General features: G+C 45.5%; 42 protein-coding genes. 8 read left to right on the top strand and 34 right to left on the bottom strand.

Annotated features, from left to right (window positions below; genetic code table 11):
* A partial coding sequence (locus M0413_RS21775) for a hypothetical protein (RefSeq protein ID WP_249555599.1) occupies positions 1 to 193 on the top strand: 193 nt, incomplete at its 5' end.
* Here the strand turns inward: M0413_RS21775 and M0413_RS21770 are convergent.
* Genes M0413_RS21770 through M0413_RS21755 form a run of 4 tightly spaced genes read right to left on the bottom strand, consistent with a single transcriptional unit; the run spans position 177 to position 3,776 of the window.
* The gene (locus M0413_RS21770) at positions 177 to 758 is read right to left on the bottom strand and encodes a TlpA disulfide reductase family protein (RefSeq protein WP_037429821.1); all 582 of its coding nucleotides are present in this window, start codon (positions 756 to 758) and stop codon (positions 177 to 179) included. The genes M0413_RS21775 and M0413_RS21770 overlap by 17 nt on opposite strands.
* Positions 755 to 1,234 carry a heme lyase NrfEFG subunit NrfF gene (gene nrfF / locus M0413_RS21765; RefSeq protein ID WP_037422794.1) on the bottom strand — a complete coding sequence of 160 codons (480 nt, stop codon included), beginning with the start codon at positions 1,232 to 1,234 and terminating at the stop codon, positions 755 to 757. Before nrfF ends, M0413_RS21770 begins: the two co-directional genes overlap by 4 nt.
* Positions 1,231 to 1,785, bottom strand: coding sequence for a DsbE family thiol:disulfide interchange protein (locus M0413_RS21760; RefSeq protein ID WP_037422791.1), 555 nt, complete (start codon positions 1,783 to 1,785; stop codon positions 1,231 to 1,233). The genes nrfF and M0413_RS21760 overlap by 4 nt, the downstream gene beginning before the upstream one ends.
* Before the next feature lie 11 nt (positions 1,786 to 1,796).
* A complete protein-coding gene (locus M0413_RS21755) occupies positions 1,797 to 3,776 on the bottom strand; it encodes a heme lyase CcmF/NrfE family subunit (RefSeq protein WP_047534139.1) in 1,980 nt (659 codons plus the stop codon).
* 399 nt (positions 3,777 to 4,175) lie between these two features.
* Between M0413_RS21755 and ccmI the strand changes: the two genes are divergently transcribed.
* On the top strand, positions 4,176 to 5,423 hold the full coding sequence (ccmI, locus tag M0413_RS21750) for a c-type cytochrome biogenesis protein CcmI (protein WP_037429823.1): 1,248 nt from the start codon (positions 4,176 to 4,178) through the stop codon (positions 5,421 to 5,423).
* Between the two features lie 84 nt (positions 5,424 to 5,507).
* On the opposite strand, the gene scyA is transcribed toward ccmI, so the two are convergent.
* Positions 5,508 to 5,807 carry a monoheme cytochrome c5 ScyA gene (scyA, locus tag M0413_RS21745; protein WP_037422782.1) on the bottom strand — a complete coding sequence of 100 codons (300 nt, stop codon included), beginning with the start codon at positions 5,805 to 5,807 and terminating at the stop codon, positions 5,508 to 5,510.
* A 324-nt stretch (positions 5,808 to 6,131) separates the two neighbouring features.
* On the opposite strand from scyA, the gene ccmA reads away from it, so the two are divergent.
* The 6 genes from ccmA (at position 6,132) to M0413_RS21715 (ending at position 10,029) form a co-directional block, all read left to right on the top strand.
* Positions 6,132 to 6,782, top strand: coding sequence for a cytochrome c biogenesis heme-transporting ATPase CcmA (gene ccmA / locus M0413_RS21740; RefSeq protein ID WP_037422780.1), 651 nt, complete (start codon positions 6,132 to 6,134; stop codon positions 6,780 to 6,782).
* An 11-nt stretch (positions 6,783 to 6,793) separates the two neighbouring features.
* Positions 6,794 to 7,480, top strand: a complete 687-nt coding sequence (gene ccmB, locus M0413_RS21735) for a heme exporter protein CcmB (protein ID WP_037422777.1) — start codon at positions 6,794 to 6,796, stop codon at positions 7,478 to 7,480.
* A 1-nt stretch (position 7,481) separates the two neighbouring features.
* Positions 7,482 to 8,228, top strand: a complete 747-nt coding sequence (locus M0413_RS21730) for a heme ABC transporter permease (protein WP_037422774.1) — start codon at positions 7,482 to 7,484, stop codon at positions 8,226 to 8,228.
* The gene (ccmD, locus tag M0413_RS21725) at positions 8,228 to 8,428 is read left to right on the top strand and encodes a heme exporter protein CcmD (protein ID WP_037422771.1); all 201 of its coding nucleotides are present in this window, start codon (positions 8,228 to 8,230) and stop codon (positions 8,426 to 8,428) included. Before M0413_RS21730 ends, ccmD begins: the two co-directional genes overlap by 1 nt.
* A complete protein-coding gene (gene ccmE, locus M0413_RS21720) occupies positions 8,425 to 8,910 on the top strand; it encodes a cytochrome c maturation protein CcmE (protein ID WP_037422767.1) in 486 nt (161 codons plus the stop codon). The genes ccmD and ccmE overlap by 4 nt, the downstream gene beginning before the upstream one ends.
* 186 nt (positions 8,911 to 9,096) lie before the next feature.
* The gene (locus M0413_RS21715) at positions 9,097 to 10,029 is read left to right on the top strand and encodes an ABC transporter substrate-binding protein (protein ID WP_249555597.1); all 933 of its coding nucleotides are present in this window, start codon (positions 9,097 to 9,099) and stop codon (positions 10,027 to 10,029) included.
* Between the two features lie 62 nt (positions 10,030 to 10,091).
* Here M0413_RS21715 and rplQ read toward each other — a convergent pair whose 3' ends face one another.
* From rplQ to M0413_RS21570, 29 genes are all read right to left on the bottom strand, one after another.
* Entirely contained in the window at positions 10,092 to 10,487 is a 396-nt protein-coding gene (rplQ, locus tag M0413_RS21710; protein ID WP_007644470.1) for a 50S ribosomal protein L17, read from the bottom strand.
* Positions 10,488 to 10,527: 40 nt separating this feature from the next.
* Positions 10,528 to 11,517, bottom strand: coding sequence for a DNA-directed RNA polymerase subunit alpha (locus M0413_RS21705; protein WP_011070632.1), 990 nt, complete (start codon positions 11,515 to 11,517; stop codon positions 10,528 to 10,530).
* Between the two features lie 24 nt (positions 11,518 to 11,541).
* Entirely contained in the window at positions 11,542 to 12,162 is a 621-nt protein-coding gene (gene rpsD / locus M0413_RS21700; protein ID WP_037421477.1) for a 30S ribosomal protein S4, read from the bottom strand.
* 31 nt (positions 12,163 to 12,193) lie between these two features.
* Complete coding sequence (gene rpsK / locus M0413_RS21695) at positions 12,194 to 12,586, bottom strand: 30S ribosomal protein S11 (RefSeq protein WP_006083577.1); 393 nt, start codon at positions 12,584 to 12,586, stop codon at positions 12,194 to 12,196.
* Positions 12,587 to 12,600: 14 nt separating this feature from the next.
* Positions 12,601 to 12,957, bottom strand: coding sequence for a 30S ribosomal protein S13 (gene rpsM / locus M0413_RS21690; protein WP_011070630.1), 357 nt, complete (start codon positions 12,955 to 12,957; stop codon positions 12,601 to 12,603).
* A 114-nt stretch (positions 12,958 to 13,071) separates the two neighbouring features.
* Positions 13,072 to 13,185: a 50S ribosomal protein L36 gene (gene rpmJ / locus M0413_RS21685; RefSeq protein ID WP_006083579.1), complete on the bottom strand. Its 114-nt coding sequence runs from the start codon at positions 13,183 to 13,185 to the stop codon at positions 13,072 to 13,074.
* Between the two features lie 22 nt (positions 13,186 to 13,207).
* A complete protein-coding gene (secY, locus tag M0413_RS21680) occupies positions 13,208 to 14,548 on the bottom strand; it encodes a preprotein translocase subunit SecY (RefSeq protein ID WP_011621032.1) in 1,341 nt (446 codons plus the stop codon).
* Positions 14,549 to 14,555: 7 nt separating this feature from the next.
* Entirely contained in the window at positions 14,556 to 14,990 is a 435-nt protein-coding gene (gene rplO / locus M0413_RS21675) for a 50S ribosomal protein L15 (RefSeq protein WP_011070628.1), read from the bottom strand.
* A 3-nt stretch (positions 14,991 to 14,993) separates the two neighbouring features.
* A complete protein-coding gene (gene rpmD / locus M0413_RS21670) occupies positions 14,994 to 15,176 on the bottom strand; it encodes a 50S ribosomal protein L30 (protein WP_007644440.1) in 183 nt (60 codons plus the stop codon).
* 6 nt (positions 15,177 to 15,182) lie between these two features.
* A complete protein-coding gene (gene rpsE / locus M0413_RS21665; RefSeq protein ID WP_007644438.1) occupies positions 15,183 to 15,686 on the bottom strand; it encodes a 30S ribosomal protein S5 in 504 nt (167 codons plus the stop codon).
* A gap of 12 nt (positions 15,687 to 15,698) precedes the next feature.
* Complete coding sequence (gene rplR, locus M0413_RS21660) at positions 15,699 to 16,049, bottom strand: 50S ribosomal protein L18 (protein WP_011715467.1); 351 nt, start codon at positions 16,047 to 16,049, stop codon at positions 15,699 to 15,701.
* Between the two features lie 10 nt (positions 16,050 to 16,059).
* Positions 16,060 to 16,593: a 50S ribosomal protein L6 gene (rplF, locus tag M0413_RS21655; protein ID WP_037421473.1), complete on the bottom strand. Its 534-nt coding sequence runs from the start codon at positions 16,591 to 16,593 to the stop codon at positions 16,060 to 16,062.
* A 10-nt stretch (positions 16,594 to 16,603) separates the two neighbouring features.
* A complete protein-coding gene (rpsH, locus tag M0413_RS21650; RefSeq protein ID WP_007644434.1) occupies positions 16,604 to 16,996 on the bottom strand; it encodes a 30S ribosomal protein S8 in 393 nt (130 codons plus the stop codon).
* 24 nt (positions 16,997 to 17,020) lie between these two features.
* A complete protein-coding gene (gene rpsN, locus M0413_RS21645) occupies positions 17,021 to 17,326 on the bottom strand; it encodes a 30S ribosomal protein S14 (RefSeq protein ID WP_011070625.1) in 306 nt (101 codons plus the stop codon).
* A gap of 10 nt (positions 17,327 to 17,336) precedes the next feature.
* Positions 17,337 to 17,876 (bottom strand): 50S ribosomal protein L5, encoded by a 540-nt coding sequence (gene rplE / locus M0413_RS21640; protein WP_011070624.1) that lies wholly within the window; start codon positions 17,874 to 17,876, stop codon positions 17,337 to 17,339.
* Between the two features lie 12 nt (positions 17,877 to 17,888).
* Positions 17,889 to 18,203 (bottom strand): 50S ribosomal protein L24, encoded by a 315-nt coding sequence (gene rplX, locus M0413_RS21635; protein ID WP_011070623.1) that lies wholly within the window; start codon positions 18,201 to 18,203, stop codon positions 17,889 to 17,891.
* An 11-nt stretch (positions 18,204 to 18,214) separates the two neighbouring features.
* Positions 18,215 to 18,583, bottom strand: a complete 369-nt coding sequence (gene rplN, locus M0413_RS21630; RefSeq protein ID WP_006083590.1) for a 50S ribosomal protein L14 — start codon at positions 18,581 to 18,583, stop codon at positions 18,215 to 18,217.
* 177 nt (positions 18,584 to 18,760) lie between these two features.
* A complete protein-coding gene (gene rpsQ / locus M0413_RS21625) occupies positions 18,761 to 19,009 on the bottom strand; it encodes a 30S ribosomal protein S17 (protein ID WP_011070622.1) in 249 nt (82 codons plus the stop codon).
* A complete protein-coding gene (gene rpmC, locus M0413_RS21620; RefSeq protein WP_007644429.1) occupies positions 19,009 to 19,200 on the bottom strand; it encodes a 50S ribosomal protein L29 in 192 nt (63 codons plus the stop codon). The genes rpsQ and rpmC overlap by 1 nt, the downstream gene beginning before the upstream one ends.
* Positions 19,200 to 19,610 (bottom strand): 50S ribosomal protein L16, encoded by a 411-nt coding sequence (rplP, locus tag M0413_RS21615; protein ID WP_006083593.1) that lies wholly within the window; start codon positions 19,608 to 19,610, stop codon positions 19,200 to 19,202. Before rplP ends, rpmC begins: the two co-directional genes overlap by 1 nt.
* A gap of 11 nt (positions 19,611 to 19,621) precedes the next feature.
* Positions 19,622 to 20,314 (bottom strand): 30S ribosomal protein S3, encoded by a 693-nt coding sequence (gene rpsC / locus M0413_RS21610; protein WP_011070621.1) that lies wholly within the window; start codon positions 20,312 to 20,314, stop codon positions 19,622 to 19,624.
* A gap of 9 nt (positions 20,315 to 20,323) precedes the next feature.
* A complete protein-coding gene (gene rplV, locus M0413_RS21605; RefSeq protein WP_006083595.1) occupies positions 20,324 to 20,656 on the bottom strand; it encodes a 50S ribosomal protein L22 in 333 nt (110 codons plus the stop codon).
* A gap of 15 nt (positions 20,657 to 20,671) precedes the next feature.
* Positions 20,672 to 20,950 (bottom strand): 30S ribosomal protein S19, encoded by a 279-nt coding sequence (rpsS, locus tag M0413_RS21600; protein WP_006083596.1) that lies wholly within the window; start codon positions 20,948 to 20,950, stop codon positions 20,672 to 20,674.
* Positions 20,951 to 20,964: 14 nt separating this feature from the next.
* Positions 20,965 to 21,789 (bottom strand): 50S ribosomal protein L2, encoded by an 825-nt coding sequence (rplB, locus tag M0413_RS21595; protein ID WP_011621028.1) that lies wholly within the window; start codon positions 21,787 to 21,789, stop codon positions 20,965 to 20,967.
* Between the two features lie 16 nt (positions 21,790 to 21,805).
* On the bottom strand, positions 21,806 to 22,108 hold the full coding sequence (gene rplW / locus M0413_RS21590; protein WP_037421480.1) for a 50S ribosomal protein L23: 303 nt from the start codon (positions 22,106 to 22,108) through the stop codon (positions 21,806 to 21,808).
* Positions 22,108 to 22,713, bottom strand: coding sequence for a 50S ribosomal protein L4 (gene rplD, locus M0413_RS21585; protein WP_011070618.1), 606 nt, complete (start codon positions 22,711 to 22,713; stop codon positions 22,108 to 22,110). The genes rplW and rplD overlap by 1 nt, the downstream gene beginning before the upstream one ends.
* Positions 22,714 to 22,730: 17 nt before the next feature.
* Entirely contained in the window at positions 22,731 to 23,369 is a 639-nt protein-coding gene (rplC, locus tag M0413_RS21580; RefSeq protein WP_011070617.1) for a 50S ribosomal protein L3, read from the bottom strand.
* 27 nt (positions 23,370 to 23,396) lie between these two features.
* Positions 23,397 to 23,708, bottom strand: a complete 312-nt coding sequence (gene rpsJ, locus M0413_RS21575) for a 30S ribosomal protein S10 (protein WP_011070616.1) — start codon at positions 23,706 to 23,708, stop codon at positions 23,397 to 23,399.
* A gap of 330 nt (positions 23,709 to 24,038) precedes the next feature.
* A partial coding sequence (locus M0413_RS21570) for an EF-Tu C-terminal domain-related protein (protein ID WP_199734358.1) occupies positions 24,039 to 24,105 on the bottom strand: 67 nt, incomplete at its 5' end.

The following is a 24,105-nucleotide window of genomic DNA, read 5'->3' as shown; positions in this document are numbered from 1 at the left end:
CAACTGCACATTTTGCATTCGATTCGCACTGAAACCGCGCTCGCTTTCGCTGTCTGCCGTGTCAGTGGATGCGCATTATAGGCAGCGAAACTTTTTGTGCAAGCGCTTTTTAAAAGAAAAAAGATCGCATGGCGATCTTTTCTACAACGGTGCTCTATTTACGCTCTATATGCTGTTTAATTCAGCTTTTTAGCGCCTTTATCGATAAAACTTTGGATTAGCGATACGGCTTTTGCGTCATCCCAATCGACAAAGGAGCGCACAAACGCGATCAATTGGCCATTTTGATCGAGAATAAAGGTTGCAGGAATGGTATCCAGTGGGAACACCTGCCCTAAGTTTTGCGTAGGATCGTAATAGGAATTAAAGTTTGCCATTCCTAATGATGTGAGAAAAGGCTGCACTTGTTGCTTACCACCAGCATCGATAGAGATAGGCAATAACGCAAACTGATCCGCTTTAAACTTTGTCGCCAAACGCTCAATTGCGGGCAACTCCCTTACGCAGGGTGGGCACCAGGTCGCCCACATGTTGACCATCACAACTTTGCCTTTGTATTGACTAAAGTCGATAGGCTTTCCATTCGCATCACTAAAAGCAACAACTTCGATAGGATAAGTCTGTGGAAGAACGTTAATCAGATCGACTGTCGACTCAATCGGTTTATTTGCCTGCTGCATGCCGGGGTACGCATGGGCACCACCAGCAAAGGCAACAGACAGACTCGCTAGGATTGCAGCTAAAGCAAATGACTTCATTTATTATCACGCTTTAATAAAGCATCAAGCGCTTTTTGATCTTCGGCACTGATCTCAGGCTCGGTCGTGCCACCGATACGTTGCTTGCGGATAAAGATGAAACCAATGATAAGACCGAGCAATAACAAACCCACTGGACCTAACCAAAGAATATAGGTTTTAGTTTCCATTTTCGGTTTGTAGAGTACAAACTCACCATAACGGCTGGTCATAAACTCGATGATTTCATCGTCACCTTTGCCTTCATCAACCATTTTATACACTTCAAGGCGCAGATCTCGTGCAACGGGCGAGTTGGAATCGATCAAGTTTTGGTTCTGACATTGCGGGCAACGCAACTCATGCGCTAATGACAAACCTCGTTTTTGGTTTTCGGGTGATTTAAATTCGTAAGTATCTACAGGTGTGGCCATTACGGTTGTCACCATACTCAGCATTAACACCAGGCCACCAATGATTTTTGTCAAAATTCTCACGCTGCACCATCCTTCGCCGCTTCAGCTTGGAGTTGTTGAATCATAGGATAGAGAGTTTCACTCCATACACGCTGGTCAATAGGCCCTGCGTAGCGATAACGAATAATGCCATTATGATCAACAATAAAGCTTTCTGGTGCACCGTAAACGCCAAGATCTAAGCCTAAGCGTCCATCCTTATCAAAAATATTAATATTGTAAGGATCACCCTGGCGTTTTAATTCTTCCAGCGCGGGGATACGTTCGTCACGATAGTTAATCCCATAGATAGGCAGAATATTCTGACGTTTCAGCATGACTAAGAAAGGGTGTTCATACTTACAAGAGGGGCACCAAGTAGCCCAAACGTTAAGTAATGACACTTTTCCTTTCAGTTGCTCATTGGTAATCATCTCGTTTGGTGTTTCGAGACGTTCCAGTTGGAAAGCCGGAATAGGCTTTCCTTCCAGAGCTGAATCCAGTTTCTGCGGATTTAAAAACAATCCTTTGTATAAAAATACCCCCATGCCAAGAAAAATGACTAATGGGATAAACAGAACCAACTTCTTCATACATTCCCCAATTATTGAGCGGTAGCTAATTTCGCTTTTTCAGTTTGCGGCTTAACGGTAGCAGCCACTTTTGAGCGATAGCGTTTATCCGATGCGGCAAAGAAACCACCGACCATCATGAATATTGCTCCAAACCATAACCAACGAACAAAAGGCTTGTAGTTCAAACGCACAGCAAATTCAGTGCTGCTGATTGGATCGCCCATGGTGACATATAAGTCACGGAACAGACCCCAATCGATACCGGCTTCGGTCATGTCCATAGTACGCACATTGTATTGGCGACGATCAGGCTTGAGTAACGTCAGCAGCTTATCGCCTTTGTAGATCTCAATTTGACCTTGTTGTGCGGTGTAGTTAGGACCAACGACGTTCTTAGTCTCAAGATATTTAAAGGTATAACCCGCAAGCTCTTGGCTTATGCCAGGCCCCATACGCACACTTTTCTCAACCGAGTAGTTAGATACCATAGTGGCACCGATAACCGACACAGCAATACCTAAGTGAGCTAAGATCATACCCAGCTCACTACGGCCCATACGTGCCACGCTTAATTCACCATCTTTAGGCTTCACGATATTGTAAGCGGCTCTTGCGGTTGCCAACACAATCCAAGCAGCAGCGGCGATACCCAAAGCAACCCACACGTTAAAAGCACCATCGACAATAAATGGCGTCACGATACCAATCGCGGCTGATACTAATGCAGGCACCAGCAATTGACGTTTTAACTCACCCGCTTTTGATTTCTTCCAACGGATGATCGGACCCACGCCCATAAATGCAAACAGCACGAGCACGATCGGTACAAACACAGCATTAAAATATGGAGGTCCAACAGAGATCTTGCCCATACCTAAAGCATCGATCAGCAGTGGATATAACGTCCCTAACAGGACTGTACCAGCAGCGACAGTCAGCAACACGTTACAGACTAACAGCATGGTTTCTTTTGATTTCAATTCGAAGCGTGCTGGGCTGCTCATTTCACTTGCGCGGAAGGCAAACAACGTGAGCGAACCACCGATAGCTAAGCCAAGTAATAACAGAATAAACATACCGCGGCTTGGATCGGCTGCGAATGAGTGAACCGATGTCAGTACGCCGGAACGCACGATAAAGGTACCCAGTAAACTTAACGAAAATGCAAAGATTGACAGCAATACTGTCCAGTTACGGAACGCACCACGTTTTTCGGTCACAATCAGCGAATGCACTAATGCCGTACCCACTAACCAAGGCATAAAGGAGGCATTTTCTACTGGATCCCAGAACCACCAGCCGCCCCAGCCTAATTCGTAGTATGCCCACCAAGAACCTAATGCAATACCACCAGTGAGGAAAATCCAAGCGGCCAAGGTCCAAGGACGAGACCAACGAGCCCAAGCCGAGTCAAGATGGCCACTCATCAATGCAGCAATTGCAAACGCAAAGCTTACAGAGAAACCCACATAACCTAAATACAACATTGGCGGATGGAAGATTAAGCCAACATCCTGCAACATTGGGTTCAAGTCGCGACCTTCAGCTGGCATTGGAAATAAACGTTCAAATGGGCTAGAAGTGAGCAGCATAAATAAGCTAAAACCAATCACAATCAGCGCCAATACAGCCAGCACCCTTGCAGTAAACACTTCTTCCAAGCCTTTACTGAATAATGCGACAGAAGCGGCCCAAGTCGATAACGCAAACACCCAGAACAACAGAGACCCTTCATGACCGCCCCATACGGCCGCAATCTTAAAGAAAATAGGTAACTGAGAATTAGAGTGATGTGCCACGTAGGCCACGGAGAAATCATCAACGGCGAAGCTATAACCAAGCGATACTACGGATAAAGCAATAAAAAAGAACATTCCGTAGGCTAACGGCCAAGCATACCTCACTAGGTATTGGTCTTTACGGGCAACACCTATAAGGGGAACGCTGGTTAACAAGAAGGCGAATGCCACTCCTATAATCAGCGAAAAGTGTCCAAGTTCTGGGATCATGGGTTTTCCTCAGTCTCTAATAATATGTTGATTTAGAAAAATTCCAAACCAACGCACAACATGCTGTTCACACAAATGCACGAAATTTGGTTCATTTTAGTATTTGCTATTGTTCCTGTCTGCCTCTTTCATACAAAACTGGGTGACTTGTCTCATTCTCGATTTTTGCCCAAATGGAGCCACCGCAGGCCTACAGTTTTGCATGTGACAGATAAATGAGCCTTAAGTTTCATATAAAATTTACCAGATGGAACAATTTGTGAACCAGTGCCCAACTCTCAGCTTTCACAGTTGTGAAGGTCTTATATTACTGTTCAATGAATAATCTTTACGTATAATCTTGCTTCCAAGCCAGCGGTAACAACCGCTTTTATGCAAACTAAAGTGAATATAGAAACAATGACGACATTTTGGATTTTTATTGCGCTTGTTGTGTTGGTCAGCTTAACACTGATCTGGATCCCACATTTCAGACAGCAAAAGTTATTGCGTACTGAGGAAGCTGGTGTTCGCAAACAAACGAACCTCGAATTGTTCAATGAACGTCTTTCCACCCTTGAGAAAGAACTTAATGAAGAACTGCTCGACCAAGCAGAATTTGATGCGCTTAAGAAAGAACTCGAAATCAGTTTACTCCAAGACATCAAACAAGCGAGCGATGATTCCCTTGTCAATCAAATCAAACCTAAAAGTATCCTTTGGCCATCAGTCATGTCGGTATGCTTGATTGCGATCTCAGGTTACCTTTATCAGCAATTAGGGGCCTTTGAAAATATTGGCAATACCCAAGCGGCTAACCCACATGCTGGTATGGATACTGCGCAAATCATGGGGCAGCGCGTACAAATGATGGAAGCCCAAGTGCAAGCCGAGCCAGAAAATAGTCAGGCTTGGTTTAGTCTAGGTCATGCATATATTTCGGCTAACCAATTTGATAAAGCAGTCGCGGCCTTCGACAAAGTGATGGATTTAGTGGGCAAACATGCCGAGTTAATCGGACCAAAGGCCACGGCGTTGTACTACAAAGCCGGTCAGCAAATGACACCAGAAATTCAAGCCTTAATAGACGAATCGCTAGCATTAGATCCACAGGATCCATCAACACTGTTGTTAGTTGGTATGGATGCTTTCTTTACTGCTAAGTACCAAAAAGCCATTGATTCATGGCAGACTATTCTTAATAGTGACCGCACAGATGTGGATCGCGCCGCACTGATGAATGCCATCGAAACAGCTAACTTACGTATGCAAGCCGAAACGACAGGTATGCCTAACGATGATGTACACAAGCAGGCAAAAGTCACAAGCAAATCAGTAAGTATTGAAATTTCAATTTCACCTGAACTTGCAGCTAAAGCGAGCCCAGAAGACACTATCTTTGTCTTTGCACGTGCAACTGAAGGTCCTAAAGTACCGCTAGCAGCAACCAAAGTTAGTGCAAAATCATTGCCTGTTACAGTGACACTAGACGACAGCACAGGCATGGGGGGCGATGTAAAATTAAGCCAAACTGCTAGCGTTGAAGTTATTGCCGTCTTATCCAAGCATGGCAATATCAAACCTCAGGCGGGTGATATTCAAGGAAAAATCAGCAAAGTTAATGTGGGTGAAACGGCAAACTTAGTACTGGATACCCAAGTGCAATAAGTTATCCGCACCTAGCACTAAGTTTCAGCTTAGCGCAGACATAAAAAAACCGGCTAATGCCGGTTTTTTTAACACTGCAAAAAATTACTTAGCTTTAGACATAAACTCGATAGCTGCTTTGTAATCATCATCAGTACAATCAGTACACATACCACCTGGTGGCATTGCGTTTAAACCTGTTTTTACACTTTTAACTAGATTATCAACACCTTTAGCTAAACGTGGTTCCCACTCCGCTGCATTGTGCGCTTTTGGAGCACCAGCAACACCCATGCTATGGCACACGGTACATGCCTTGTTGAAAATAGCTTCAGCATCTTGAGCTGAAACGTTGACTGACATAGTCAAAGCAGCGACTGCAGTCATTGCTAACAGTTTTTTCATGTTCAATGTTCCTAATGCAAATACGTACAAAGCTCGCGCTGCCCTTTGAGGCAGACTCATTATAGCGGACTAAGATTACTACAAACTTCAATAAATCTCATCTTTTTGTGATTAGAATCTCAGCACAAATGATATAAGGCGACAAACGTGACAAATTCGTTAATATATTAGCAACTATTAAAAAAGTTCGATTTGTACGAGAAATATTGCGGTTATTGGAACCACATCAAATTGCTGACATCTAGTCCCAAGCAAGTGTAAACCCGCAATATCGTTTGTGTTAGAATCACTTGTGTTTCCTTCCGGCTTGAGATAGAGGGTTCAGTGACAAATATAACTTCAGTAAACACACTGTTATCAGCGAGCAAGCTGACATGCATCCGTGAAGAACGCATTCTATTTGATGAATTAAGTTTTGAGATTAATGCTGGCGATATCGTCCAGATTGAAGGCCCTAATGGTGCCGGCAAAACCAGTTTATTACGCATATTAGCAGGTCTATCTCGTCCCTATGCGGGGCAAACCTTCTATATAAATGAAGATATCAACCGCTGTCGTGACGAATATAACGAAGATCTACTGTATTTAGGCCATCTTGCGGGAGTGAAATCCGAATTAACCGCTGAGGAAAACCTTAACTTCAATTTAAGAATCAGTGGCTATGATGATTTTGATACGTCTGCCATATTAGCTAAAGTAAATCTATCAGGTTTTGAGGAAGCGCTTGCTGGGCATTTGTCCGCGGGCCAACATCGCCGAACAGCATTGGCAAGGCTTTGGCACAATGATTGTAAGGTGTGGATCCTAGATGAACCTTTTACCGCAATCGATAAAAAAGGCGTCGAAGAGCTTGAACAGTTATTTATTCAACATGCGGATAATGGTGGCTGTGTGATCCTGACCACTCACCAAGATATGGGCATTATCAAAGATGATAGGCTTCGTAAAATTCGTCTAGATTATCGCTTCGTATAAGGTTTGGCATAATGAAAAGAGGCATCAGCTTTACTCAAGCGTTTTTAACGTTACTTCAGCGGGATCTAAAGATTGCCATTCGACACCGTGGTGATATTTTTAATCCCCTATTATTCTTCATTATGGTTGTAACCCTATTTCCACTCGGCATTGGCCCAGAACCACAAATGCTAGCCCGTATTGCCCCAGGGATTATTTGGGTTGCGGCATTGTTAGCATCCATGTTGTCGCTGGAGCGTCTATTTAAAGCTGACTTTAGTGACGGCAGCTTAGAACAGATGCTACTTAGCCCACAACCTTTGTCTGTTTTAGTCTTAGCCAAAGTGTTAGCCCACTGGATACTTACGGGTGTTCCATTGATTATTATTGCCCCACTGCTGGCCGTGCTACTGAACTTAGATGCTAATAGTTATGGTGCATTGATTGCCACACTGGCTTTAGGCACCCCAGTGTTGTCACTCTTAGGTGCTATTGGCGTGGCATTAACCGTTGGTCTACGTAAAGGCGGCGTACTATTAAGCCTTTTGATTCTGCCACTTTATATTCCAGTGCTCATTTTCGCGACCAGCGCCATTGATGCGGCAGGAATGAATTTACCCTATGACGGTCAGCTCGCTATAATTGGCGCCATGTTGATCGGTTCGTTAACCTTAGCACCTTTTGCAATCGGTGCATCTCTGCGAGTGAGTACTAACTAAAATGTGGAAATGGTTACACCCTTACGCGGATCCTGAACGCGCATATAAGTTATCAGGAACATTATTTCCATGGTTTGCCACCTTAGCCTGCCTTTTCCTTACAGTTGGCACCGTATGGGGTTTATTGTTTGCCCCGACAGATTACCAGCAAGGAGATAGCTACCGTATTATCTTTATCCATGTACCAGCTGCATCAATGTCAATGGCGGCCTACATGGGTATGGCGACAGCGGCATTTATTGGTCTTGTCTGGCAGGTCAAATTAGCAGACTGGGCAGCTGCGTCTATTGCTCCTATAGGAGCTGTCATCACCTTTATAGCACTCTTTACTGGTGCCGCTTGGGGCAAACCTATGTGGGGCACTTGGTGGGTATGGGATGCGCGTCTGACCTCTGAATTAGTACTACTATTCCTCTACTTAGGTGTGATTTCCCTCTACGCTTCTTTTGAAGACAAAGTGCTGGCTGCACGTGCAGCAGGGATCTTGGCAATCGTAGGGGTAATTAATATCCCCATTATTAAATATTCAGTTGAATGGTGGAGCTCATTGCATCAACCATCAACCATCAAAATTACCTCTAAATCGACCATGTCGAGTGACATGTTATACCCACTTTTAATCAATATTTTAGGTTTCGGGCTTATGATAGGCGCTATCACTATTGTGAGATTTAGAGCAGAAATCTTAGCAAGAAACGGCATGCGCCCTTGGGTACGTGAACTTGCTAAAGCTGAGGAGGTCAAATAATGCAATTCGATTCTATCAGTGATTTTTTCAACATGGGTGGCTATGCCTTTTATGTATGGCTTGCCTATGGTGTGACCTTCTTCTGTGTATCGACGCTGATCATCACTAGCGCACGCCAAAAGCGTAAGGTTTTGATTGAAATAGCGAAAAAGATGAACCGCGAAGAGCGCCTCAAAGAAACTAGGAGTAACAAATCGTGAACCCAAGACGCAAAAAGAGACTGACGTTAGCTATAGCACTAATCGGTGGCGTAGCCGCGATTGCTTCACTGCTGCTGTATGCGTTGAACTCCAACTTAAACTTATTCTATACACCGTCAGAAATCGTAAACGGTAAAACCGATACAGGCGTTAAACCCGAAGCGGGCCAACGTATTCGTGTAGGTGGCATGGTAACGGTAGGCTCTATGGTACGTGATCCAAACAGCCTACATGTGCAATTTGCAGTACACGATTCCTTAGGTGGCGAAATTCTAGTGACCTATGACGATCTATTACCGGATCTATTCCGCGAAGGACAAGGCATCGTCGCCCAAGGTGTATTAGGGGAAGATGGTAAGTTGGCCGCAACTGAAGTCTTAGCAAAACATGATGAAAACTACATGCCTCCAGAAGTTGCAGAAGCAATGGGGCAAAAACATGAGAAGCTAGATTACAGCCAGCAGAAAGCGACAGCACAATAACGTAAGCACATTGCCGAAAGAATATTTAAAGCCTCATTATGAGGCTTTTTTATTGCCCGCCGGATACTCGAGGTTGGACTATACTCAAAGCTATATTCCACTAGGTATCTCTCCATGAATTTAATTAAGTTATTAATTAAAAGATGGCGACAGATTTTTACCTTAATGCTGGCATGTTTCATACCAATGGCATATGCGGCCAAGGTGGTTGTCATCGAGAGCTACCACCAAGGTTACACGTGGGATAAGCAGTATTATCAAGCCATACTCGATACATTAACACCTCTCAATGAGGTAAATCACTTTGAAATGGACACTAAACGGCTACCTAAAAATCTTCATGCAAAACGGGCAGAACTGGCATGGCAATTTATTCAACAACAAAAACCACAGTTAGTGATCCTAGCAGATGATAATGCCGTTAATTATCTACACCAACGGTTAAACTCAAGTCAAATTCCAGTGGTATACCTTGGCATTAATATGAACCCAAGAGAATATCACTTAAATGAATATAAGCGTTTTACGGGTGTGCTTGAAAGACCTCTACTCAGACGCTCTCTGCTATTACTGCAACGAATATTACCAATATCAAAGCACCGAAAAATCTTAGTTCTCTTCGATCAAAGTGATACGTCTAGACTTGCAGCGGAATATATCAGTAAGCAACAACTGAGCATGTTGAGCGATGTGGAAGTTGAAATATTACAACTAAATAAACTTGGTGAATGGCAAGAGCAAGTCATTGCAGCTAAAGACAATGGCTTTAGTGCGATAGTCGTTGCACTTTATCATGCAGTGAGGGATGACAAAGATCAGTCGGTTGATGCTGAAGAATTATTAAGATGGGTTTCAGCTAACACACCAGTACCCAATTTTGGTTTTTGGGGATTTAGCGTGTACAACAACGGCAATATCGGCGGTTATGTGCTCGATGGTTACCAACACGGCAAGATCGCAGCCAAAATGGCCTCAAGGATCCTCGCAGGTGAGAAACCGGAAAACATATTCCCAGTAACAGATGACCTAGGACAATTTATGTTTAGCCGTAAAGGGTTAAGTAAATGGCACTTAACATTGCCTAAAGAAATCGAGAAACAAACGACTTGGGTCGAGTAAGTTAAAACGAGCTGAAATAAAAAGCCGGGCTTAGAGCCCGGCTTTTAAATTTGTAACCTTAATTACTCAGCAGCTTCAACATCAACAGCTTGAGCAGCTTCTGGACGACCTACTAGCTCGATGTAAGCCATTGGGGCTTTATCACCAGCACGTAAACCGCACTTAAGGATACGGGTGTAGCCACCAGGACGTTCCTGGTAACGTGGACCCAATTCAGTGAATAACTTACCTACGACTTCAGCGTCGCGAGTACGTGCAAACGCTAAACGACGGTTTGCAACGCTGTCACTCTTAGCAAGTGTTATCAGAGGCTCAACTACGCGACGCAGTTCTTTCGCTTTAGCTACGGTTGTCTTGATGATCTCATGACGAACCAGTGAGCTTGCCATGTTACGGAACATAGCTTGGCGGTGGCTGCTGTTGCGGTTAAGTTGACGACCACTCTTACGATGGCGCATGACCTAATCCTTATAACCTAAATCTGTACAAACCTGAGACTTATAGGTCGTCTGCTAAACTAGCTGGAGGCCAGTTTTCCAGACGCATACCTAACGACAGTCCGCGAGAAGCTAAAACGTCCTTAATTTCAGTAAGAGATTTCTTACCTAAGTTAGGGGTTTTCAGCAGCTCAACTTCAGTACGCTGTACCAGATCTCCGATGTAATGAATCGCTTCGGCTTTCAAACAGTTAGCCGAACGTACAGTTAGCTCTAAATCGTCGACAGGACGCAACAGAATCGGATCGAACTCCGGCTTCTCTTCCTTCATTTCTGGCTCAGTCACGTCACGCAGCTCAACAAACGCATCCAGCTGTTCAGCTAAGATGGTTGCAGAACGACGGATAGCTTCCTCAGGATCAATAGTACCATTAGTGGTCATATCGATAACGAGTTTATCCAAGTCAGTACGCTGTTCAACACGAGCTGCTTCTACATTGTAGGCAATACGTGCGACTGGCGAGAAAGAAGCATCAACCAGCAAGCGGCCGATTGGGCGATCATCGTCTTCTGTCTGTGCACGAGCAGATGCTGGCACATAACCACGACCACGCTCAACGCGAATACGCATGCTGATATCATTGTTACCTGTTAAATGACAGATAACATGATCAGGATTCACGATAGTGACATCACCATCATGCGTGATATCTGCTGCGATGACAGGGCCTGCGCCGGACTTGCTTAATGTAAGCATAGCCTCGTCTTTACCCTCGATAGTCACTGCTAATCCTTTCAGATTAAGCAAGATTTCAAGGATATCTTCTTGTACGCCTTCCTTACTGCTGTATTCGTGCAGTACGCCGTCAATCTCGACTTCGGTAACCGCGCAGCCGGGCATAGACGACAATAGGATGCGACGCAACGCGTTACCTAAAGTGTGGCCGAAACCACGCTCAAGCGGTTCCAAAGTAACCTTGGCACGTGTTGAGTTAACCTGCTCGATATCAACGAGACGCGGTTTAAGAAATTCTGTAACAGAACCCTGCATTGTGTCCTCTCTTGTTTGTTAGCCTTACTTAGAGTAAAGCTCGACGATCAGCTGTTCGTTAATTTCCGCAGACAAATCGCTACGTTCTGGAATACGCTTGAAAGCACCTTCCATTTTCGCGCTGTCGACTTCAACCCATGTAGGCTTCTCGCGTTGACCAGCCACTTCTAAAGCCGCTTTGATACGAGCTTGAGTGCGTGACTTTTCACGGATGCTTACAACATCATTCGCAGACACTTTGAATGACGGAATGTTAACAACACGACCGTTAACCATAACAGATTTATGGCTTACTAGCTGACGTGATTCTGCACGAGTCGCACCGAAACCCATACGATAAACAACGTTATCTAAACGAGTTTCTAAAAGTTGCAACAGGTTTTCACCAGTGTTGCCTTTCAGACGTGCAGCCTCTTTATAGTAGTTACGGAATTGCTTTTCTAACACACCGTAAATACGACGAACTTTTTGTTTTTCGCGTAACTGTAAACCGTACTCTGACAGACGTGGCTTACGAGCGCCATGCTGTCCTGGTGCAGATTCCAGTTTACACTTAGAATCGATTGCTCTCACACCGCTTTTTAAGAAAAGGTCAGTACCTTCTCGGCGGCTGAGCTTGAGCTTGGGACCCAAGTATCTTGCCATGATCTTTCTCCAACTATCCTAATGAAACGCGTTATACACGACGCTTTTTAGGAGGACGACAACCATTATGAGGGATCGGCGTCACATCGGTAATGTTGGTAATTTTGTAACCAACAGCGTTCAGCGCACGAATGGCTGATTCACGACCTGGACCTGGACCCTTCACAAACACTTCAAGGTTTTTTAAACCGTAGTCTTGAGCAGCAGCGCCTGCACGCTCAGCAGCTACCTGTGCAGCAAATGGCGTCGATTTACGTGAACCACGGAAACCTGAACCACCTGAAGTAGCCCATGACAACGCATTACCTTGACGATCTGTAATGGTGACAATTGTGTTGTTGAAAGAAGCATGGATATGAGCCATGCCATCTGCAACCTGTTTACGTACGCGCTTACGCGGAGAACGTGACGGAACTTTAGCCATTGTCTACCTTCCCGTTACTTCTTGATTGGTTTACGTGGACCTTTACGCGTACGCGCATTGGTCTTAGTACGTTGCCCACGAAGAGGCAGGCTACGACGATGGCGGAGACCACGATAACAACCAAGATCCATAAGACGCTTGATGTTCATAGAAATCTCACGACGTAAGTCACCTTCTACTAAGTATTTGGCAACTTCTTCGCGTAGGGTGTCGATTTGAGCTTCGCTCAATTCCTTGATCTTAGCAGTTTCAGCAATTGACGTAGCTGCGCAGATTGCTCTAGCGCGAGTACGGCCGATGCCGAAAATTGCAGTCAATGCGATGACTGTATGCTTTTGATCAGGAATGTTAATGCCAGCGATACGGGCCACTATGCACTCCTTAAGTTAAAGGCCAACTGCGAAAAGCCCGAAAGGATACTCGACAGTTGACAGATTTGCAAACAATATTTGTTCAGCCCAACAGTGGGCTGAACAATTTCACTTTTAGCCTTGACGCTGTTTGTGTTTTGGTTCAACACAGATAACGCGCACAACGCCACTACGCTTGACGATCTTGCAGTTACGGCAGATCTTCTTCACGGAAGCTCGAACTTTCATTTCATCACTCCGTAAAGCTTACTTAGCGACCAAAACGATCTAAATTCGCTTTGTTAACTAGGTTAGCTTTCTTCATCACAGACTCATACTGATGTGACATCATATGGGTCTGAACCTGAGCCATGAAGTCCATGATTACGACTACCATAATTAGTAGTGAAGTACCGCCAAAATAGAACTGTACTTTCCACGCAATTAGCATGAACTCCGGAATTAAACAGATAAAGGTAATGTATAACGCGCCAGCTAATGTTAGGCGAGTCATTACTTTATCAATGTAACGCGAAGTCTGTTCTCCAGGACGGATCCCAGGGATGAATGCACCACTCTTCTTCAGGTTGTCTGCTGTTTCACGTGGATTAAATACCAACGCTGTATAGAAGAAACAGAAGAAGATAATCGCTGCTGCATACAATAATGAGTAAAGCGGTTGTCCAGGTGACACGGCCAATGAAAAATCACTTAACCATGACATAGACTCATTTTGACCAAACCACTGAGCCAGTGTGCCTGGGAACAAAATGATGCTTGACGCAAAAATTGGAGGAATTACACCCGCCATGTTTATTTTCAGTGGCAAGTGAGTAGATTGCGCAGCGAATACCTTACGGCCTTGCTGACGCTTAGCATAGTTAACGACGATACGACGTTGACCACGCTCTACAAACACCACGAAATAAGTCACAGCAAAAATAATTACCGCGAGCAACAACAACACTAACACATTCAGGTCACCTTGACGCGCCTGCTCAGCCGTTTGGCCGATAGCGGAAGGTAATCCAGCAACAATACCTGCGAAAATTAAAATCGAGATACCGTTACCTATACCTCGTTCGGTAATTTGCTCACCTAGCCACATCAGGAACATAGTTCCTGTTACTAAGCTCACAACCGCTACAAAGTAGAAACCGAATCCAATATTGACCACTAGGCCTGGGACTAAGTTTGGTAACCCTGTTGCAATACCGATCGACTGGAATGTACCCAGCACCAACGTACCCCATCGAGTGTACTGACTGATTTTTTTACGTCCAGACTCGCCTTCTTTTTTCAATTCAGCGAGTGCAGGATGCACAACAGTCAATAACTGCATGATAATCGATGCCGAAATGTACGGCATGATACCTAATGCAAAGATAGAAGCACGGGAAAGAGCACCACCCGAGAACATGTTAAACATGCCTAGGATGGTCCCTTTTTGCTGAGCAAACAGCTCTGCTAATACAGCTGCGTCAATACCAGGAATTGGTACAAACGAACCGGCCCTAAAGACGATAATCGCACCAATCACGAACAGGAGGCGAGCCTTCAACTCTGAAAGTCCACCTTTCGCGCTTTTTAAATCAAGTCCTGGTTTTGCCATCGACGTATTATTCCTCGATCTTACCGCCAGCAGCTTCAATTGCTGCACGTGCACCTTTGGTTACCTTCAGACCTTTTACAGTCACTGGGCGCTCAATGGTACCTGAAAGAACGATTTTCGCAAACTGGATGTTGCGAGTAATAACGTTCGCATCTTTCAGAGCGTTTAAGTCGATAACATCACCGTTAACTTTAGCCAGTTCGAGTACACGAACTTCAGCTGTTACCATAGCGCGACGCGAGGTAAAACCAAATTTAGGTAAACGGATCTTAAGTGGCATTTGACCACCCTCGAAGCCTGGGCGTACACCGCCACCGCTACGAGATTTTTGGCCTTTGTGACCACGACCCGCAGTTTTACCTAAACCTGAACCCATACCACGGCCTACACGCTTTGGTGCATGCTTAGCGCCTGCAGCTGGAGATAGAGTATTTAAACGCATCTATTAATCCTCCACCTTAACCATGTAGTAGACCTTGTTGATCATACCGCGAACTGAAGGAGTATCTTCTAATTCAACAGTGTGACCAATGCGACGCAGACCAAGACCTGTTAGGGTTGCACGGTGCTTTGGTAAACGACCGATAGCACTTTTAGTCTGAGTAACTTTTACAGTTTTAGTTGCCATGGTGCATTACCCCCGAATTTCGTCAACATTCAGGCCACGCTTAGCTGCGATTTGCGATGGTGACTTCATGTGCACCAGAGCATCTACAGTCGCGCGAACGATGTTGATCGGGTTAGTAGAACCGTATGCTTTAGACAGAACGTTATGAACGCCTGCAACTTCCAATACGGCACGCATTGCGCCACCGGCGATAATACCGGTACCCTGTGATGCTGGTTGCATGTATACACGTGAACCAGTATGACGACCTTTAACTGGGTGATGCAGAGTACCTGCATTCAACTCAACGGTCACCATGTTACGACGGGCTTTTTCCATAGCTTTTTGAATTGCTGCTGGAACTTCGCGCGCTTTACCATAGCCATAGCCGACCTTACCATTACCATCACCCACTACTGTCAGTGCTGTGAAGCTAAAGATACGACCGCCCTTAACTACTTTAGAAACACGATTAACTGCAATTAATTTCTCTTGCAGATCGTCTTTTTGCTGAGCTTCTAATTTAGCCATTTTTATAACCCCTTAGAACTGGAGGCCAGCTTCACGAGCAGCATCTGCTAGAGCAGCTACACGACCGTGATACTTGAAACCAGAACGATCGAACGCAACTGTTGTTACGCCTTTTTCGATCGCGCGCTCAGCAATAAATTTACCTACTGCCTTAGCCGCGTCTACGTTACCGGTACTCTTCAGTTGCTCTTTAACCGCTTTTTCCACGGTTGAAGCAGCTGCCACCACCTGAGCTTCAGGATTGATCACCTGAGCATAAATGTGACGCGGTGTACGATGTACAACCAGACGGTTCACGCCCAGCTCTTGGATCTTCTTACGAGCGCGAATAGCGCGACGTAAGCGAGATGTTTTCTTATCCATATCGCGTTACCTACTTCTTCTTAGCCTCTTTACGGCGTACTTCTTCGTCGTCATAGCGAACACCCTTGCCTTTGTATGGCTCTGGTGGACGATATCCGCGAATCTCAGCAGCGACTTGGCCAATTAACTGTTTATCAACGCCACGTAGGACGATGTCAGTTTGGCTAGGGCACTCTGCAGTAACGCCTGCGGGCAGTTTGTGTACTAACGGATGAGAGAAACCTAAAGTAAGGTCAATGTCAGCACCGACGAGTTTCGCACGGTAACCAACGCCAACTAACTTTAATTTACGCTCAAAACCTTGAGATACACCAACAACCATGTTGTTTACTAATGCACGTGTTGTACCAGCCTGTGCCCAAGCGCCAACTGCGCCCTCAACAGGAAGGAATTTAATCACGCCACCTTCAATAACAACATTGACCGCATTGTTGATCACTCGAGTCAGACTTCCTTTCGCGCCTTTGACGGTCAGGGTCTGTTCGTTTAAGGTCACCTCTACGCCAGCTGGAATAGATACTGGTGCTTTTGCTACACGAGACATTCCTAGCTCCTTATGCTACGTAGCAGATAACCTCGCCACCCATGCCTGCAAGGCGGGCGGCACGATCAGTCATCAGGCCTTTAGAAGTGGACACAATTGCGACACCCAGTCCGCCCATCACTTTAGGAAGTTCGTTTTTACCTTTGTAAATACGAAGACCTGGACGGCTTACACGCTGGATAGTCTCAACGACTGGTTGGCCTTGGAAGTACTTTAAGGTAATTTCCAATTCAGGCTTGGCTTCATCTGCTACGGCGTAATCCGCGATGTAACCTTCTTCTTTAAGCAGTTTCGCAATAGCGACTTTCAGCTTAGCAGAAGGCATCTTCACAGATACTTTGTTAGCAGCTTGGCCGTTACGAATACGGGTTAACATATCCGCAATAGGATCTTGCATGCTCATATTAGCTTACTCCGTGACAAGTGCTTACCAGCTAGCCTTACGCAGGCCAGGAACTTCACCACGCATGGTTGCTTCACGTAATTTGATACGGCTTAAACCGAACTTACGTAGGAAACCATGTGGGCGACCAGTTTGATTACAACGATTGCGTTGACGCGATGCGCTGGAATCACGTGGTAGAGCTTGCAGCTTTAATACTGCATCCCAACGATCTTCATCAGAAGAAGCTGGACTTGCAATAATCACTTTCAGAGCAGCACGCTTTTCAGCGAACTTAGCTACGAGCTGTGCACGCTTTGCTTCACGTGCTTTCATTGATGTTTTTGCCATTACGCTACCCTTATTTCTTGAATGGGAAGTTAAAAGCGTCTAACAAAGCACGACCTTCTTCATCAGTCTTCGCAGAGGTAGTGATAACAATATCCATACCGCGAATTTTATCGATTTTATCGTAATCGATCTCTGGGAAAATGATCTGCTCACGCACGCCCATCGCGTAGTTACCACGGCCATCGAACGCTTTAGCGCTCAGACCACGGAAGTCACGGATACGTGGGATTGCGATGTCAACTAAACGCTCTAAGAATTCCCACATACGCTCACCGCGCAGGGTCACTTTACAGCCAATAGGGTAGCCTTCACGGATTTTAAAACCAGCAACTGATTTACGAGCAACAGTTACTACTGGTTTTTGACCAGCAATTGCAGTCATGTCACGGACAGCATGTTCCATAACTTTTTTGTCTGCAACGGCTTCGCCAACACCCATGTTCAGGGTGATTTTCTCAATCCGAGGGACTTGCATGACACTGGTATAACCGAACTTTTGAGTCAGTTCAGCGACAACAGTCTCTTGATATTTATCATGCAGTTTCGCCATCGTTTACTCCAGTTACTTAACGAGTTCACTGTTCGATTTAAAGAAACGAACTTTTTTGCCGTCTTCAAATCGGAAACCAACACGATCCGCCTTGCCAGTGACAGGGTTAAAGATCGCAACATTTGATGCTTGAATCGGTGCTTCTTTCTCAACAATACCACCGGCTACACCCAGTTGTGGGTTTGGCTTTTGGTGTTTTTTGACAAGATTGATGCCTTCAACAATTAACTTACCAGTAGGTAATACTTGAGCAACTTTAGCACGCTTGCCCTTGTCTTTACCCGCTAATACGATTACTTCGTCTTGACGACGGATTTTAGCTGCCATTTTGAAGCTCCTTACAGTACTTCTGGTGCCAGCGAGACAATTTTCATAAATTGCTCATTACGCAATTCACGTGTCACTGGTCCAAAGATACGAGTACCAATCGGCTGCAGGTTGTTGTTCAAAAGAACAGCTGCATTCCGATCGAAGCGAATGACAGAACCGTCTGGACGACGTACGCCTTTCTTAGTACGGACTACCACCGCGTTATACACATCACCTTTCTTCGCTTTAGCGCGAGGAATTGCTTCTTTAACAGAAACTTTGATAATGTCGCCGATACCGGCATAACGACGATGAGAGCCACCCAAGACCTTAATACACTGAACTCTGCGTGCGCCGCTGTTACATGCGACGTCAAGAGTCGATTGCATTTGGATCATTTTAAGTGCTCCGCTATCGTTACTACACAATTCCCACTATGGGACTATAAACACCATTTTTGCTTTGAATTTAGTCAAAAATGGGGCGCAAATATAACACCATAAATATGGAATGTATAGTATTAAAAAACAAACGGCCCCAAATACTGGAGCCGTTTACCTAAATGCCTAATATTATTAGGCCTTTGATACTACTTCAACCAGGGTCCAAGACTTAGTCTTAGACAAAGGACGACATTCGCGAATCGCGACTACGTCACCTTCATTGCACTGATTAGCTTCGTCATGTGCATGGATCTTAGTCGTACGCTTAATGTATTTCCCATAGATTGGGTGTTTCACTTGGCGTTCGATAGCGACAGTAATGGTTTTATCCATTTTGTTGCTAGTGACACGACCTTGCAAAGTACGGATTTTATCAGACATTATGCACCCGCCTTAGAAGTAATAATGGTCTTAACGCGCGCAATATTACGGCGCACCAATTTCAGTTGATGAGTCTGAGTCAACTGACCAGTGGCGTGTTGCATACGCAGGTTGAACTGCTCACGCAGCAGACCAAGTAGTTCAGCGTTCAGTTCTTCAACGCTCTTTTCTCTTAGTTCGCTCGCTTTCATTACATCACCGTCTTAGTTACGAAGGTAGTCTTGATTGGAAGCTTGGCGGCAGCTAAAGCAAACGCTTCACGAGCGATCACTTCAGAAACACCATTCATCTCATAAAGAACCTTACCAGGTTGAATCTGACATACCCAGTATTCAACGTTACCTTTACCTTTACCCATACGCACTTCAAGAGGCTTAGAGGTAATAGGTTTGTCCGGGAAAACTCGAATCCAAATTTGTCCCTGACGCTTAATGTGACGTGTCATGGCACGACGTGCAGATTCGATCTGACGAGCAGTTAAACGACCACGGCCGACTGCTTTCAGACCAAAAGTACCAAAGCTAACTTCGGTACCGTTCGCTAGACCGCGGTTGCGGCCTTTGAACATCTTGCGAAACTTCATACGTTTAGGTTGCAGCATTGCCGGCTCTCCTATTTACCACGAGGCTTGCGCTTAGGTTGCTGCTGTTTCGGCTCTTCAATCTGTGGCAGCATTCCGTCCAGAACTTCACCTTTGAAGATCCAAACTTTAATACCAATCACACCATATTGAGTGTGACTTTCAGAGGTTGAATAGTCGATATCAGCACGCAGTGTGTGCAAAGGTACACGACCTTCGCGATACCACTCAGAGCGCGCAATCTCAGCACCGCCTAAACGGCCACTAACTTCAACTTTGATACCTTGAGCACCAATACGCATTGCGTTTTGTACCGCACGCTTCATCGCGCGACGGAACATAACACGACGCTCTAATTGCTGTGCAATTGAGTCAGCAACTAACTTGGCATCTAGCTCAGGTTTACGGATCTCAGCGATGTTAATTTGAGCAGGAGTGCCAGCCAGTTTTGAAACGGCAGCACGCAATACTTCAACGTCTTCACCTTTCTTACCAATCACAACACCTGGACGGGCAGTGTGAATAGTAACGCGGATGCTTTTCGCTGGGCGTTCAATAACAATCTTAGATACTGACGCAGCTTGCAGTTTGTCTGCAAGATACTTACGCACTTCCCAGTCGCTGTTCAGGTTATTTGCATAATCTGACTTATCTGCGTACCAGGTAGAGATCCAAGGCTTGGTGATACCCAGACGGATACCATTAGGATGTACTTTCTGTCCCATTGCTCTCTCCTAGCGATCTGATACAACCACAGTGATGTGGCTGGTACGCTTCATGATACGATCAGCGCGGCCTTTAGCACGTGGCATGATACGCTTCATAGTTGGACCCTCGTCAACGAAGACGGCGCCTACTTTTAGCTCATCAATATCCGCGCCTTCGTTGTGTTCGGCGTTTGCGATAGCTGAGTCAAGTACTTTTTTAACCAGTACGGCGGCTTTCTTTGGGCTGAAAGTCAAAATTTCGAGGGCCTTAGCAACAGGCAAACCACGAATTTGATCAGCAACGAGACGAGCCTTCTGCGCAGACGTACGGGCAAAACGATGTTTAGCTAAAACTTCCATCTTATTCCTCCCGTATTAACGCTTCTTCGCTTTCTTATCAGCAGCATGGCCGCGATAAGTGCGAGTTGGTGAGAATTCACCAAGTTTGTGGCCGATCATTTCGTCAGTTACGAACACAGGAACGTGCTGACGACCATTATGGACAGCGATGGTCAAACCAATCATATTTGGAATGATCATAGAGCGACGTGACCAAGTCTTAATAGGCTTCTTGTCACCTGCTTCCATCGCTTTCTCTACCTTCTTCAGCAAGTGCAGGTCAATGAAGGGACCTTTCTTGAGAGAACGTGGCATGGCGAATCCTCTTACTATTTATTACGACGACGTACGATGTACTTGTCAGTGCGCTTGTTACTACGAGTCTTATAACCCTTAGTTGGCACACCCCATGGAGTCACTGGGTGACGACCACCAGAAGTACGGCCTTCACCACCACCGTGTGGATGGTCTACCGGGTTCATTGCAACACCGCGAACTGTTGGGCGAACGCCTCTCCAGCGCTTAGCACCTGCTTTACCTAACTGGCGTAGCATGTGTTCGGCATTACCAACTTCACCAAATGTTGCGCGGCAATCAACTGGCACTTTGCGCATTTCGCCAGAGCGAAGACGTAAAGTGGCATATGCGCCATCACGAGCAACAACTTGTACATAAGCACCCGCTGAACGCGCGATCTGAGCACCTTTACCAGGCTTCATTTCTACAGCGTGCACAACAGAACCTACTGGAATGTTGCGCAGTGGCATTGCGTTACCGGTTTTGATTTCGGCTTCAACACCAGACTGGATCTTGTCGCCAGCTTGCATGCCTTTGGCAGCAAGGATGTAACGACGCTCACCATCCGCATACAGTACTAGAGCGATGTGCGCAGTACGGTTTGGATCGTATTCCAGACGCTCAATTTTTGCAGGGATACCATCTTTATCGCGTTTAAAGTCGATTAAACGGTAGTGCTGCTTGTGACCGCCACCAACGTGACGAACAGTGATACGGCCAGTATTGTTACGGCCACCACTTTTAGATTTTTTCGCCAACAGGCCAGCAAAAGGTTTACCCTTGTGCAGGTCAGAGTTCACCACTTTAACAACGTGGCGACGACCTGGAGAGGTTGGCTTACACTTAATAACTGCCATGATAATTCTCCTTTGCTTACTCAGCGCCGCCGACGAAATCGATGTCAGCACCAGCAGCTAAAGTCACGTAGGCTTTTTTCCAATCGCTACGACGGCCAGTACGGCCACCAGTACGTTTAGTTTTGCCTTTGCTCACTAAAGTGCGAACTGATTCGACTTCAACTTCAAATAGCTTAGCAACAGCAGCTTTAATTTCAGCTTTAGTTGCATCGATAGCTACGCGGAAAACAACAGTGTTGTGCTTCTCAGCATTCACAGTGCTCTTTTCAGAGATGTGAGGTGCCAGAATTACTTTTAGCAAACGTTCTTCGCGGATCATCATGCTAGCATCTCCTCGATTTGCTTAACTGCATCAGCAGTCACAAGCACTGTGTTGAACGCGATCAGACTTACTGGGTCTAGACCTGCAACGTCACGAACGTCAACCTTGTACAGGTTGCGAGCTGCTAAGAATAAATTCTCGTCAACTTCTGAAGTCACAATTAACACGTCTTCTAAGTTCATTGCTTTCAGTTTAGCTTTCAGCTCTTTAGTTTTAGGAGCTTCAACGCTGAATGATTCAACAACAACCAGACGGTCTTGACGTACCAGTTCAGACAGAATGCTTTTCAGCGCGCCGCGGTACATCTTCTTGTTAACTTTTTGGCTGTGATCTTGAGTTTTAGCAGCGAAAGTTACGCCACCGCCACGCCAGATTGGGCCCTTAACACCACCCGCACGAGCGCGGCCAGTGCCTTTTTGGCGCCATGGCTTTTTGCCAGAGCCAGTTACTTCCGCACGAGTCTTTTGAGCACGAGTGCCCTGACGCGCGTTTGCAGCGTATGCTACAACTACCTGATGAACCAGTGCCTCGTTAAAGTCACGGCCGAAGGTAGTTTCGGAAACTTCAAGAGCGCTTTGCGCGTCTTTCAATACCAATTCCATTACTATCTCCTCAGACCTTAAGCTTTAACTGCAGGCTTGATGATCAGGTCGCCATTAGTTGCGCCCGGAACAGCACCTTTAACCAGTAGCAGGTTACGTTCAACATCTACACGTACAACGTCTAGATTTTGAGTAGTAACACGCTCGGCACCCATATGGCCTGACATTTTCTTGCCTTTAAATACGCGACCAGGCGTTTGGTTCTGACCGATAGAACCGTTCGAACGGTGCGACAAAGAGTTACCGTGCGTCATATCTTGAGTACGGAAGTTCCAACGCTTAACACCGCCTTGGAAGCCTTTACCTTTTGATTGACCAGTAACGTCAACTTTCGCTACATCAGCGAAGATACCTACGTTTAGCTCAGCACCAACTTCAATGCCTTCGCCTTCACCGTCTGCCAGACGCAGTTCCCACAGTCCACGACCGGCTTCTACGCCGCTCTTAGCAAAGTGACCTGCTTCTGGTTTAGTGATGCGATTGGCTTTTTTGGTACCAGTAGTAACTTGAAGTGCGCGGTAGCCGTCAGTTTCTAAAGTTTTCACTTGAGTAACACGGTTGCCAGCAACTTCAATTACTGTAACAGGTATAGAAACACCATCTTCAGTGAAGATGCGAGTCATACCAACTTTACGACCAATAAGACCGATAGCCATCTCTCAAACCTCTTCTAAGGATCTCAATTAACCCAAGCTAATCTGTACGTCGACACCAGCCGCAAGATCTAAACGCATTAGAGCGTCTACAGTCTTTTCAGTTGGCTCTACGATGTCAACCAGGCGCTTGTGAGTACGTAATTCGTACTGGTCACGAGCATCTTTATTAACGTGCGGAGAGATCAAAACGGTATAACGCTCTTTGCGCGTAGGTAGTGGAATAGGACCACGTACTTGGGCGCCAGTACGCTTAGCAGTTTCAACGATTTCCGCTGTAGACTGATCAATTAAGCGATGATCAAACCCTTTTAAGCGGATACGGATTCTTTGGTTCTGCATTGACCAGAGCTCCTAAAATGGACACATAAAAAATCACCCTCTAGCTTCTTCCTTACTGGAAAAGCAGAGCGAGATGATTTAACCGTTCGACTCCCAATCGGAGCCGCTATGATAATGATAAGTTCAAATACTTGTCATTTAATTCGTTAACCTAGGTTAACGAGGGGGCCATTATACTCATCTGAAATCAGATTTCAAGCCCGCTGTGTAAATAGTCATCAAAAACTATTCAACGTCAGAGTGGCGAGCATTTTACACAAATTTCAGAATAACACCAGCCCAAAATAAAAAAGGAAGCCTAAGCTTCCTTTTTTCTAATCACAATTGCTATTACGCAATGATCTTAGCTACAACACCAGCGCCTACTGTACGGCCACCTTCACGAATTGCGAAGCGT

The sequence above is a fragment of the Shewanella sp. 8A genome (assembly GCF_023475945.1).
Lineage (GTDB): Bacteria > Pseudomonadota > Gammaproteobacteria > Enterobacterales > Shewanellaceae > Shewanella > Shewanella xiamenensis.
This window is presented reverse-complemented; position numbering and strand designations above follow the sequence as displayed.